The organism is Amycolatopsis sp. NPDC051106 (assembly GCF_040682775.1).
Taxonomy (GTDB): Bacteria; Actinomycetota; Actinomycetes; order Mycobacteriales; family Pseudonocardiaceae; genus Amycolatopsis.
In genome coordinates this window covers 24,989-37,290 of record NZ_JBFBBQ010000004.1, presented here as the reverse complement: position 1 = coordinate 37,290, position 12,302 = coordinate 24,989, and the positions used below count along the sequence as shown (strand labels likewise).

General features: G+C 72.6%; 11 protein-coding genes. 10 read left to right on the top strand and 1 reads right to left on the bottom strand.

What is annotated here, in order from left to right; all coding sequences use genetic code 11:
• Positions 1–14 precede the first annotated feature (14 nt).
• The 8 genes from AB0M83_RS04635 (at position 15) to folK (ending at position 8,138) form a co-directional block, all read left to right on the top strand.
• Positions 15–1,418: a hypothetical protein gene (locus tag AB0M83_RS04635; protein ID WP_364512452.1), complete on the top strand. Its 1,404-nt coding sequence runs from the start codon at positions 15–17 to the stop codon at positions 1,416–1,418.
• Positions 1,419–1,476: 58 nt separating this feature from the next.
• A complete protein-coding gene (locus tag AB0M83_RS04630; protein WP_364512450.1) occupies positions 1,477–2,262 on the top strand; it encodes an ESX secretion-associated protein EspG in 786 nt (261 codons plus the stop codon).
• A gap of 172 nt (positions 2,263–2,434) precedes the next feature.
• Positions 2,435–3,250 (top strand): ESX secretion-associated protein EspG, encoded by an 816-nt coding sequence (locus AB0M83_RS04625; protein ID WP_364512448.1) that lies wholly within the window; start codon positions 2,435–2,437, stop codon positions 3,248–3,250.
• 202 nt (positions 3,251–3,452) lie between these two features.
• A complete protein-coding gene (gene ftsH / locus AB0M83_RS04620; protein ID WP_364512445.1) occupies positions 3,453–5,873 on the top strand; it encodes an ATP-dependent zinc metalloprotease FtsH in 2,421 nt (806 codons plus the stop codon).
• Positions 5,851–6,456: a GTP cyclohydrolase I FolE gene (gene folE / locus AB0M83_RS04615; protein WP_364512442.1), complete on the top strand. Its 606-nt coding sequence runs from the start codon at positions 5,851–5,853 to the stop codon at positions 6,454–6,456. The genes ftsH and folE overlap by 23 nt, the downstream gene beginning before the upstream one ends.
• Before the next feature lie 35 nt (positions 6,457–6,491).
• Entirely contained in the window at positions 6,492–7,298 is an 807-nt protein-coding gene (gene folP, locus AB0M83_RS04610) for a dihydropteroate synthase (protein ID WP_364512949.1), read from the top strand.
• Entirely contained in the window at positions 7,291–7,650 is a 360-nt protein-coding gene (folB, locus tag AB0M83_RS04605; protein WP_364512440.1) for a dihydroneopterin aldolase, read from the top strand. Before folP ends, folB begins: the two co-directional genes overlap by 8 nt.
• A complete protein-coding gene (folK, locus tag AB0M83_RS04600) occupies positions 7,647–8,138 on the top strand; it encodes a 2-amino-4-hydroxy-6-hydroxymethyldihydropteridine diphosphokinase (RefSeq protein WP_364512437.1) in 492 nt (163 codons plus the stop codon). Before folB ends, folK begins: the two co-directional genes overlap by 4 nt.
• A gap of 179 nt (positions 8,139–8,317) precedes the next feature.
• Here the strand turns inward: folK and AB0M83_RS04595 are convergent, their stop codons facing one another.
• Complete coding sequence (locus AB0M83_RS04595; RefSeq protein WP_364512435.1) at positions 8,318–9,253, bottom strand: MerR family transcriptional regulator; 936 nt, start codon at positions 9,251–9,253, stop codon at positions 8,318–8,320.
• A gap of 95 nt (positions 9,254–9,348) precedes the next feature.
• Here AB0M83_RS04595 and AB0M83_RS04590 point away from each other — a divergent pair, with 95 nt between their 5' ends.
• A complete protein-coding gene (locus AB0M83_RS04590; RefSeq protein WP_364512433.1) occupies positions 9,349–9,810 on the top strand; it encodes a DUF3180 domain-containing protein in 462 nt (153 codons plus the stop codon).
• Positions 9,811–9,879: 69 nt separating this feature from the next.
• Positions 9,880–12,165 (top strand): DUF6779 domain-containing protein, encoded by a 2,286-nt coding sequence (locus AB0M83_RS04585; protein WP_364512430.1) that lies wholly within the window; start codon positions 9,880–9,882, stop codon positions 12,163–12,165.
• Positions 12,166–12,302: the final 137 nt, after the last annotated feature.

Below are 12,302 nucleotides of genomic sequence, written 5' to 3'. Positions count from 1 at the left end.
GGGGACTCGAAATCATGGCTCCGAACCACAGCGACCAGCCTTCGTCGACCGACCCGGGCTCACTGGTCCCGCTCGGCGACAACTCGTCGGCGCAGAACATCGTCGACAACGCCCGCGGCAGCGCCGGCGGCTTCGACATGGGCAGCGACCGCGCGATCGCCAACCCGCCGAACTGGAACGCGCAGGCCAGCCAGCAGCTGTACGAAGGCGCGGTCAACAACAACGACCCCGGCACGGCCGAGGCGACCGGGCACGCCTGGGCGCACCACGGCACCGAGCTGAAGCAGGTGTCCGACCACCTGTACAACGCGATCTCCGAGCTGGGCAACGCGTGGGTCGGCCGCGGTGCCGCCGGTGCGCAGGGCGCGCTGGTGGCCATCGCCAACTCGGGCTCGCAGGCCTCCGACGCCGCGCACACGATGTCCGACCGGCTCGCCCGGCAGGCCGCGGCGGCGGCCGAGGTCAAGAAGATGCCGGCCCCCAAGGACTACGACCCCAAGCAGGCCATGGCGGCCGCGCTGGCGGGCGGCCCGGCGGCGCTGATCGCCGACCAGAAGGCGCAGGCCGACGCGGCCAACGACGTCAAGGCGCAGCAGGTCGCGTTCTTCAACGCCTACACCAAGTCGATGAGCGAGGTCGACGGCTCGACCCCGAGCTTCGGCCCGGAGTCGCTCGGCATGAAGCCGACGGGTTCGCACAACTCCATCTCGTTCAGCGGCATCAGCAGCGTCGGCAGCACCGGCCCGGTCCAGGGCCTGTCCGGTGCGGGCGGCGCGGTGTTCGCTTCCAGCGGCTCGGGCTTCGGCGGCCACGGCGGTGCGTTCGACGCGCAGCACGCGGGCGTCGCCGGCCCGAACGGCGTCCACGGCGCCGGTGCCGGTGGCTTCGGCCAGGACGCGGCGGCGCTCGGCAGCGACGGCCCCGGTGGCCCCGGTGGGTCCGTCGCGGGCCCGGGTACGGCCACCGGCGCGGGCCACGCGGGCTCGGGCGCCGGGCAGCCGGGCGGCGGCAACCCGCTGAGCAAGATCGGCATGGGCCTCGGCCTCGGCGGTGCCGCCGGCGGCCTCGGCGCGCTGGCTTCCCGCGCGCTGGGCAAGGGCAACCGGTCCGGCGCGAAGGCCGAGAACGAGACGTCGCTCGCCTCGGCCGAAGGCCAGGGCCAGAGCGCCGCGTCGGCCCAGGCTCCGCAGCAGGGCCTCGTCTCGTCGGCGGGCACCATCGGCGGGCAGACCCCGCCGCCGATGAACCCGGGCGGCATGGGCGGCATGGCCCCGCACGGCGCTCAGGGCGAGCAGGACGAGGAGCACACGCACGCGTCGTTCCTCATCGAGGCGGACCCGGACGCGGCCTTCGGCGCGAACCAGGCGACCCCGCCGCCGGTCATCGGCGCGTGGTCCGAGGACGACGAAGACCGCTGATCCTTTCGGCCGGGCACGCCGACGGCGTGCCCGGCCGGTTTCTCATGGGGGTGGCTCGATGCCGAACGCGGAGCTGCTCACCCCGGCCGAGGTCGACTTCCTGTGGGAGTCCGCCGGGCTGGGCGAGCTGCCGTACCCGCTGCGCATCCGTTCGCACGGCGAAACCGTGGACGAGCGGTCGATCCTGCGTCAGCGCACGCTGGAGGGCTTGGTCGCCCGCGGGCTGGCCGACGGCCGCGGCCGGCCGGAACCCCACGTCGAGGACTACTTCGGCGTGCTGGCGCAGTCCGAGCTGAGCCTGGACGCGGTCCAGCTGATCGCCCCGGACGCCGAACCGCTGCTGGCGATCGCCGGCGTGCTGGGCGGCCAGGGGCTGCTGGCGGTGCAGGACACGCGCGGCCTCCACCTGCAGCCGTGCCCGGTGGACGGGCTGGCGAGCGCGATCGTCTCGCTGCTCCCGGGCGCCCCGCGCGGGTCGGAGAAGTCGGTCACGGTCCCGCTGGAGCAGCTGGTCGGCGCCCACGGCGTCGACTTCCTGTCCCGCCGCGGCAACGGCGACGAGCGCGCTTCGGCCGACGAGGACCGCAAGGCGCTGGCGAAGCTGCACGCCCAGCCACGGCTGCGTGGCGGCCAGATCGCGGCCAACGCGCGCTCCCGCATGGGCGGCCGCACCCGGACCCCGGTGCTGAGCTGGTTCGACACGGAGACGGGCCGCTACTTCACCCAGGCGACCCGCGGCCACGACGGCCGGGACTGGATCACGATCGCCCCGGCCGACGCGGCGACGCTGCGCCACCGGCTCGGCGAGATGCTCGCGGGAGCGGCGACGACCAGCACGGTCTGACGCCGTCTCTCCCGCACCGCCTGCGAGGACGCCTTTCCGCGCACCGCGGCCACCGGTGGGTCCGCGCTCTCTGCCAAGATCGGGCTCCGGCTTCTCCGAGCGTGCCCGGCCGACGAGCACTTCTTGTCGGTGGTGCGGGCTACGCTGAGCAAGAGTCCGATCCGGGAGAGTAGTGATGCAAGAGTTCTTCTCGCCACTGGCGTTCGACTTCCTCTGGGAGTCGGCGCAGGTCGGCGAGCTGCCGTACCCGTTGCTGGTCAGATCGCACGGCGCGACCGAAGACGAGCGGGTCTCGCTGCGCCACCGCGTCGACGTCGAGCTGAAGGCCCGGGGCGTCCGCGAACCGCGCGGCAGGCTCGCGCCGCCGATCGAAGACGCCCTGCACCTGCTGGCCTTCGCCCCGCTGACCATCGACGCCCTGCACATCCCGCAGTTCGAGGCGCCCACCGTCGGCGTCCTGGCGGCGGCCGACGACACCAAGGGCGTCCTCGCGGTCCAGGACGCCGCCGGCATCTGGCTGCGGGACGTCCCACCGGACGGCCTGGTCTCCGCCGTCGTCGGCGTGCTCCCGGCCGGGCCGCGCGGCAGCGAGGCGTCGGTCACACTTCCGCTGGACGACGCCCTGCGGACCGCGCCGATCCGGGTGCCCGTGTCCTTGCCGTCGAACCCGGCCGAAGAGCGGGGCAAGGCGCGCCGGACACCGCTCAGCGAACGCGTCACGGCCGACCCGCGGGAGGCGTACGGCCGCATCTCCGGGCAGCCGAGGCAGCGCGGCGGTCAGCTGGCAGCGAACAGCCGTTCGCAGGTCGGGGCCAAGCAGCGGTCCCGCGTGCTGGCCTGGTTCGACACCGCGACCGGGCGCTACCTCAGCCTCTCCCGCGCAGGTACGGACGGCCGCGAGTGGGTTACGGTCGCTCCCGCCGACCCGGCCACGCTGCGGACGCGGCTGGGCGAGATGGTGAGCAGTGTGTCGGACGGCACGCGCTAGCGTGACCGGTGTGGACGCCGGGCGGGAACCCGGGCGCGGTATCGCCCGTTGACCTGCGAGAGGCTCACAGGGGATGAACGCGGCAGCGGACGGTACCCTGATGGGACGGGTGTCCAGGCACCACGGGTTGTCAAGATCGTGATGGCGGGTATCACAGGAGCCGCCCAACCAGGGAGGGTCGAGGCCACCAGGGCCGAGTCGTATGAACCGGAAGAGCGTGCTCAGGAACCCACTGCTGTGGATCGTCGCGGGGTTGCTGGCGTTGTTCGCGTACAACACGATCTTCGACAGTGATCGTGGGTACACCCAGGCACCCATCTCGGTGGCGAACTCCCAGATCTCCTCGAACAACGTCAAGGAAGCCAGCCTCGAGGACAAGGAACAGCAGCTCAAACTGCTGCTGGCCAAGCCCATCGACGTGGACGGCCAGCAGGTCACCCAGATCATTTCGCAGTATCCGGCGGATGCCACCCGCCCGATCTACGACTCGCTGACCGCGGCGAAGGCCGGCAGTCAGCCGATCAAGTTCACCACCAAGGTGACCCAGCAGGGCGTGCTGACGCAGATCCTCATCTTCGCCATCCCGCTCGCCCTCGTGCTGGGCCTGCTGATGTGGATGATGAACAACGCCCAGGGCGGCGGCAACCGCGTCCTCAACTTCGGCAAGTCCAAGGCCAAGCAGCTGAACAAGGACATGCCCAAGACGACCTTCGGGGACGTCGCGGGTGCCGACGAGGCCGTCGAAGAGCTGTACGAGATCAAGGACTTCCTGCAGAACCCGGCGCGCTACCAGGCACTCGGGGCGAAGATCCCGAAGGGCGTGCTGCTCTACGGGCCGCCCGGTACGGGCAAGACGCTGCTCGCGCGAGCCGTCGCCGGCGAGGCGGGCGTGCCGTTCTACACGATCTCCGGCTCGGACTTCGTCGAGATGTTCGTCGGTGTCGGTGCCTCGCGTGTCCGTGACCTGTTCGAACAGGCCAAGCAGAACGCGCCGTGCATCATCTTCGTCGACGAGATCGACGCGGTCGGCCGCCAGCGCGGCGCCGGCCTCGGCGGCGGTCACGACGAACGCGAGCAGACGCTGAACCAGCTGCTCGTCGAGATGGACGGCTTCGACGCCCGCGGCGGGATCATCCTGATCGCGGCCACCAACCGGCCCGACATCCTCGACCCGGCGCTGCTGCGCCCGGGCCGCTTCGACCGGCAGATCCCGGTCTCGGCGCCCGACATGCGCGGCCGGCGCGCGATCCTCGAGGTGCACGCCAAGGGCAAGCCGATCGCGCAGGGCACCGACCTGGGCAGCCTGGCCAAGCGGACCGTCGGCATGTCCGGCGCCGACCTGGCGAACGTGCTGAACGAGGCCGCGCTGCTCACCGCCCGCAAGAACGGGCACGTCATCAGCGACGTCGAGCTCGAGGAGTCCGTCGACCGCGTCGTCGGCGGCCCCGCCCGCAAGAGCCGGATCATCTCCGAGAAGGAGAAGAAGATCACGGCCTACCACGAGGGCGGGCACGCGCTCGCCGCGTGGGCGATGCCGGACATCGAACCGGTCTACAAGCTGACGATCCTGCCGCGCGGCCGGACGGGCGGGCACGCGCTGCTCGTCCCGGAAGACGACAAGGACCTGATGACCCGCTCCGAGATGATCGGGCGGCTGGTCTTCGCGATGGGTGGCCGCACGGCGGAGGAGCTCGTCTTCCACGAGCCCACCACCGGCGCGTCCTCGGACATCGAGCAGGCGACGAAGATCGCCCGCGCGATGGTCACCGAGTACGGCATGAGCGCCCGGCTCGGCGCGGTCAAGTACGGCCAGGAGCAGGGCGACCCGTTCCTGGGCCGCTCGGCCGGCCGGCAGGCGGACTACTCGCTCGAGGTGGCGCACGAGATCGACGAGGAGGTGCGCAAGCTCATCGAGACGGCGCACACCGAGGCGTGGCACGTGCTCAACACCTACCGGGACGTGCTCGACGAGCTGGTCATCGAACTCCTGGAGAAGGAGACGCTGACCCGCAAGGACCTGGAGCGGATCTTCGCGACGGTCGAGAAGCGCCCGCACATCACCGTGTTCAACGAGTTCGGTGAGCGGACGCCGTCGGACAAGCCGCCGATCAAGACCCCGGGCGAGCTGGCGATGGAGCGCGGCGAGCCGTGGCCCCCGCCGGAGAAGGAGAAGCCGGTCCTGAAGCCGGAGCCGACCCCGGTCGGCACCGCCCAGGGCGCGGGCGACCTGCCCGGCGGCCCGCCGTACCCGGCGCCGGCCGACCCGAACGCCAACCCGTACGCCCCACCGCAGCCGGGTGCCTACCCGAACGGCGGCCGTCCCTACGGCGGCCCGAACGGTGGCGCCAACGGCACGGCGCACTGGCCGCAGAACCACGGCAACCAGCAGGCCGGCGGCTACCCGGGTGGCCCGGTGGGCCAGAGCGGCCCACCGAACTACGGTGCCCCTCCGGGCTGGACGCCCGCGACCTCGCCGGGCGGTCAGCCGGGCCAGTCGTGGCGGCCCGGTGGTGAAGAACGCGCTCGCGAGCATGGCTGGTTCGCCGACCAAGCCGGCGGCAACCAGCAGCAGAGCGAGGGGGAGCAGCGTCGTGACGCGGATGGACCAGACAAGTCCCAGTGACGCCGACCGCCCGGTCTTCGACCAGGACCGGGCGGAAAAGGCGATCCGCGAGCTCCTTCTGGCGTGCGGCGAAGACCCGGAGCGGGAGGGTCTCAAGGAGACCCCCGCCCGGGTCGCCCGCGCGTACCACGAGATGTTCGCCGGCCTGTACACCGAGCCCGACTCGGTGCTGGACCGCACCTTCGACGAGGCCCACGAAGAACTGGTGCTGGTCACGGACATCCCGATGTTCAGCCAATGTGAGCACCATTTGGTGCCATTCCACGGCGTCGCGCACGTCGGGTACATCCCGAACGCCGCCGGCAAAGTCACCGGGCTTTCCAAGCTCGCGCGGCTCGTCGACCTCTACGCCAAGCGCCCCCAGGTACAAGAGCGCCTCACCTCCCAGGTCGCCGACGCCATCGTGCGGAAGCTCGAACCGCGCGGGGTCATCGTCGTGATCGAGGCCGAACACCTCTGCATGGCCATGCGCGGCATCCGGAAGCCCGGCGCCCGCACGACCACCTCCGCCGTGCGCGGGCAGCTGAAGAACTCCGCCTCTTCCCGGGCGGAGGCGCTCGCTCTGATCAGGGCGCGCCGGTGAGCGTGGGGCTTCCCGCTCCCGGCCGGTGCGTCGTGATGGGCGTGCTGAACGTGACGCCCGATTCCTTTTCGGACGGTGGCCGGTACCTCGGGCTCGACCAGGCGCTGGAGCACGCCCGCGGGATGTGGGCGCGCGGAGCCGACCTGATCGACGTCGGTGGTGAGTCGACCCGGCCCGGCGCGGCCCGGGTGGATGCCGACACCGAGCTGCAGCGCATCATCCCGGTGATCCGCACCCTCGCCGGCGAGGGCATCCAGCTCTCGGTCGATACCACGCGCGCCTCCGTCGCCGCCGCGGCGCTCGGAGCCGGGGCGAAGGTGATCAACGACGTCTCGGGCGGGCTGGCCGATCCGGACATGGCGCGCGTCGCCGCGGAGTCCGGGGTGCCGTGGGTGCTGATGCACTGGCGGGGGCACAGCAGCGGCATGCAGGCCCTGGCCAAGTACGAGGACGTCGTCGCCGACGTCCGCGCCGAACTGCTGTCCAGAGTGGACGAAGCGCTCGCGGGCGGCGTCGCCGAAAGCGCGATCGTGCTGGACCCCGGGCTGGGCTTCGCGAAGGACGCCGAGCACGATTGGGCGTTGCTGCGCGGGCTGGATTCGCTGCTTTCCTTGGGTTTCCCGGTGCTCGTCGGCGCTTCGCGCAAACGGTTCCTCGGCCGGCTGCTGTCCGATGAGGACGGCACGCCGCGGCCGCCGGACGGCCGTGAGGACGCCACGGCCGCCATCTCCGCGCTCGCCGCGGCGGCGGGCGCGTGGGGCGTGCGGGTGCACGAGGTCGGGGCTTCGCTGGACGCGGTCACCGTGGCCGCCGCGTGGTGGAAGGGTTCGCCGGATGTCTGACCGGATCACGCTGACCGGCCTGCGGGTGTTCGGCCGCCACGGCGTGTTCGAGCACGAGAAGCGGGACGGGCAGGAGTTCGTCGTCGACATCACCGTGTGGCTGGACCTCGGGCCGGCCGCCGCGTCGGACGACCTGACCAAGACGCTGCACTACGGCGAGCTGGCCGAGCTGGCGGCGGGGATCGTCGCTGGCGAGCCGTACGACCTCATCGAGAGCGTCGCCGGGAAGATCGCCGACGAGGTCCTGCGCGACGAGCGGCTGGGCGCGGTCGAGGTGACGGTGCACAAGCCGTCCGCGCCGATCCCGCTGACCTTCGACGACGTCGCGGTGACGGTGCGGCGGAACCGATGAGCCGGGCCGTCCTATCGCTGGGCTCGAACCTCGGAGACCGGCTCGGCTTCCTGGAGCTGGCGCTGGACGCCGTGCGGCCCGCGCTGGTCGCGGTGTCGAGCGTGTACGAGACGAAGGCGTGGGGCGTCGAGGACCAGCCGGACTTCCTGAACGCGGTCTGCGTCGTCGACGACCCGGCGCGCGACCACTGGGCGTGGCTGCGCACGGGCCAGGCGGCCGAGCAGGCGGCGGGCCGGGTGCGCGAGCTGCGCTGGGGCCCGCGGACGCTGGACGTCGACGTGGTCACGGTGGACGGCGTCACGTCCGGCGACCCGGAGCTGCTGCTGCCGCACCCGGGGACGCCGGACCGCGCGAGCGTGCTGGTGCCGTGGGCGGAGATCGAGCCGGCCGCGGTGCTGCCGGGGCACGGCCCGATCGCCGCCCTGCTCGCCGCCCGCCCGGCGGACGAGGTCGCCACGGTCCGCCGGACGGACTTGCCGCTGCGCTGAGCCGGGTCGGGGCCTGTGGACAACTCGACTGCGTGGGCCCGGAATCGTCGGTCCAGCGAGTAACGTTGAAACCGGGGGTCCCCCAGCGGCCGGCAGTCGGAAAGACCGCCTATCGGTGAACCGGAGGTGGCCGTTACCGGTCACCCCCGGGTCGTCGCCGAGTTGCTGTTCCCGTGCGGTCAGCCGCGCAGCGCTTCGATCATGAACCGCACCGCGGGCTGGGCTGTCGGGACCGGCGGCCAGCCGTTGATGATCGCCAGCAGCTGCCAGTAGCGCTCGGCCCGCGGGTCGCCGCTCGTGGCGAACCGGTCCGCCATCTCCGTGCGGAACTCCGCCGACGCCGGGTCCTGGTCCGGCCGGGCCGTCGCGGCCGCGATCTCGGCCGCAAGCGCTTGCCCCGCCTCCGACGCGGGGGATTCCCCGGCCGCCAGCGCCGTCTCCGCGCGGGAAACCCAGCCGGGCCAGTTCTGCTGCCAGGCGTCCGCGGGCTGCTGGAATTCGCCTTCGCGGATCTGCCGGGCCTGGGTCTCGCTCATGCCGCGGATCAGTGCCCGGAACTCCGGGTCCTGCACCAGCTCGGCGAACTCGATCCAGGCCTCGAGCTGCTCGGGCGTCGGATCGTCGGGCAGTTCCGGCTTGCCCGCGCGCATGCGCTCGTAGAACTGCTCGTCGATCTCCAGTCCCGAGACCATCTCGTCCCAGAACTCGTCGACCAGCCGTTTGCGCTCCTCGTCGGACATCGACGCGAGACGGTTCATCAGGTTCACTTCCTCCAGCTCGGAATCACGTTTGGCTACCGCGCGCAGCACCGCCCGGCGCAGCCGGAGCCGCCGGATCTGCTCGTCCAGCGCCTCGACGTGCCGGGTCGCCAGCTCGCCGACGGTCGCCGACTGCGTCAGGGCCGCGGAGACGTCGGCGAGGCCCAGACCCAGCTCCCGCAGGGTGCGGACCAGCTCGAGCCGGGCCATCGCCGCCGCGTCGTAGAGCCGGTAGCCGGCGTCCGTTCGGTCGGTCGGGGGCAGCAGGCCCTCGTCCGAGTAGAACCGGATGGTCTTGACCGGCAGGCCGGTCCGCCGGGCCAGCTCGCCGATGGTGAAGGTCGCGGTGGTGCCCACAAGACGCATGATGAACTCTCCAGTAGGGGGAGAGTCAACCTTAGGCTCTCGGAGAGGCCAGGGCACCGGATGTCCCGGCTCGGTACGGTTGGGTCATGCACTTCACCCGGCCCCGTGACCTGGTGGTGGCCGGCCTGCTCGGCCTGGCCCTCGGCTACCTGCTCTTCGTGGTGGCGTACGGCTCACTGCCGCAGCTGCCGACGTTCGCCGGCGTCACCTTCGCCGTGCTGGCCGTGGTCGAAGCCGGGATCGCGCTCTCCATTCGTTCCCGGATCAAGCACGGCCGCGTCGTCGCCGCCATCGGGATCGCCCGATCGGTGGCCCTCGCCAAGGCTTCGTCACTCGCCGGAGCGTTCATGGGCGGCGCCTGGCTGGCCGCGCTGGCCTACGTCCTCCCGCGACGTGACGAATTCGTCGCGGCGGTGCTCGACACCCGCGCCGGCGTAGTCGGCGTGGCGTCCTCGGCGGCGCTGGTAGCAGCGGGTTTGTGGCTGGAGCACTGCTGCCGGACCCCCCGTGACCAAGACCGGGAGCACACTCGCGGGACGACCGGTTAGCGCTGGAATCCCACCGCTCGCGGGACCGAGTAGGTCTCGTTCGGATTACGAGCAGGTACGGTGTCAGGCATGACCGGCGTGGGTGACGACTCGCGCGGCCGCCTACTGGGCAGGCCGTGGCTCGTCGTCGGATTCGTCCTCGCCATCGGAGCCACCCTCGCACTGGTGCTCAGCGACGATCTCCGCTATCTCAGGCTCGGGATCGTCGCCGCCCTCTGGGCTGCCCTGATCGGCGCTTTTCTCGCCGTGAAGTACCGCAAGCACGCGGCACAGAGCGAGGACGCGGTTTCCGAGGCGCAGGCTGTGTACGAGCTGGAGCTGGAACGCGAGATCGCGGCCCGGCGCGAATTCGAGCTGGAGGTGGAGGCGGAGAACCGCAGCGAGGCCGACTCCCGCGGCCGCGAGGAACTGCAGGCGCTGCGCGCCGAGGTGTCCGCGCTCCGCGACAGTCTTCAGTCGCTGTTCGGCGGCGAGGTGCTGCTCGAACGCGTCGCGCTGACCGCGCAGGCGACCCGCATGCGCAAGGTCTCCGACGACAACCGGATGATCCCCGACGCCGCGCCGAAGAAGAAGCCGGCGCAGCTGATGGCCGGGAAGAAGCCCGCCGAAGCGGGCGAGCGGCCGACCGAGCTGATCGACCGGGTCCTCGACGAGCGCCGCCGCAAGGCGTCGAACGGCAAGCCCGCGAACGGCAAGGGGCTCGGCAAGGGCAAGGGCTTCGGCGGCAAGCCGGCCCCGAAGGCCCCGGCGAACGTCAACGCGCAGAGCACCCAGCAGATGGCCCGGCCGAAGCCGCTGAGCGAACGCCGTCCGCCGGTGCCGGCCGTGGACCCGGCCCTGAACGCCGCGCAGCGTGAGCTGAAGGCCGCCGAGCTGCGCGCCGAGGCGGCCCGCCGCCAGGCCGAGTCGCAGCCGATGCGGCTGCCGAACGCGGAAGAGGTCGCGAAGCAGCCTGAGCGCCGTCCCGAGGCCGCCGCCGAGCCGACGCGCCAGGTGCCGCGGCCCGAGCCCAAGACCGAGATCCGCCGCGCCCCGGAGCCGAAGACGGAGATCCGCCGTCCCGAGCCGCCGCCCGCCCGCCGGGCGGAGCTGTCGCGGCCGGCGATGCGGCCCGCCGAGATGTCGCGGCCGGACCTGCCGCGCGTCGACCCGTCGCGCTCGCCCGTGCGCCCGGGCGAGGTGTCGCGTTCGGACATCCCCCGCGTGGAGATGTCGCGGCCCGACATCCCGCGTGTCGAGCGGTCGATGCCGGATATCCCGCGGGTGGAGCGGTCGATGCCCGCCATTCCCCGGGTGGAGATGTCGCGTCCGGACATTCCGCGCGTCGAGATGTCGCGTCCCGACCTGCCGCGCGTCGAACGGTCCCGCACGGACCTGCCGCGCGTGGAAGGGTCTCGCACGGACTTGCCGCGTGTCGAACGGTCTCGCACGGACCTGCCTCGCGTCGGCGGCCAGCCGAACGGCGCGCGTCCCGAGCAGCGCAAGGCGCCCGAGCCGCCGCGGCCCGTGCCGCCCCGGCCGGCCCCGCCGGTGAAGCCGTCGGAGATGTCCCGGTCGGACTTGCGGCCGGTGACCGACCTGAGCGCGGCGTTCCAGAACCGCGACGACTTCGCCGAGCGGCAGCGGCCGAACCGGCCGAAGCCGCCCGAGCCGAAGGCCCCGCCGATGCCGAGGGACGCTTCGGCCTCGCGTCGAGACCTTCCCCCGGTCGTCCCGCCGACGACGCCGGTGCCGAACAACAGCCCGGCCGCGCGGCAGCCGTCGCGCACGAACCTGCCGCCGGTGGTGCCGCCGACCACGCCGGTCCCGGCGGCCGACGGCCGCCGCCCGTCGCGGCTGGAGCAGTTCTCGCGGGCGGACATGTCGCCGATCCTCGACGAGCCGGCGTCCCGCCACGGGGGCTCGCACCGCGCGCCCGCCGAGGCCGCGAACGCCGACGCGCCGATGGTGAACCCGACGCTCCCGGAGTCGGTCCGCAACTTCCAGGGCCGCTCGGGTGGCCGTCGCCGCAAGCCGGACGAGTCGCAGCAGATGCCGCCGGTGCCCGCTCCGGAGCCCACGGGCGGTGGCCGGCGCCGTCGTCCGGACGGCGAGCCCCCGGCGTGGGAAGGCATGGTCGCCGAGCGGGCGTCGATGTCGCGCCGCAACATGACCCCGGTCGACCCGGCGGACGTGCCGCAGAACGGCAACGGTCACAACGGCGCGAGCAACGGCCACGCCCACAACGGCCACCGGTCGCCCGAGGGCCCGCCGGGCAGCGGTTCGCACACGGCGGGCCGTTCGGTGAGCGAGCTCCTGGCGGCGAACGGCGGCACGGGCTCGACGCCCCGCCGCCGCCGTCGCGCGGAGGACTGAGCCAGCCGACCCCGAGCGCCCCAATGTGGCCTTGGGTGCGTTGGACGCACCGAAGGCCGCCTTGGGTGCGTTGGACGCACCGAAGGCCGCCTTGGGTGCGTTGCCAGCGCCCCAATGTGGCCTTCGGTGCGTCAGAC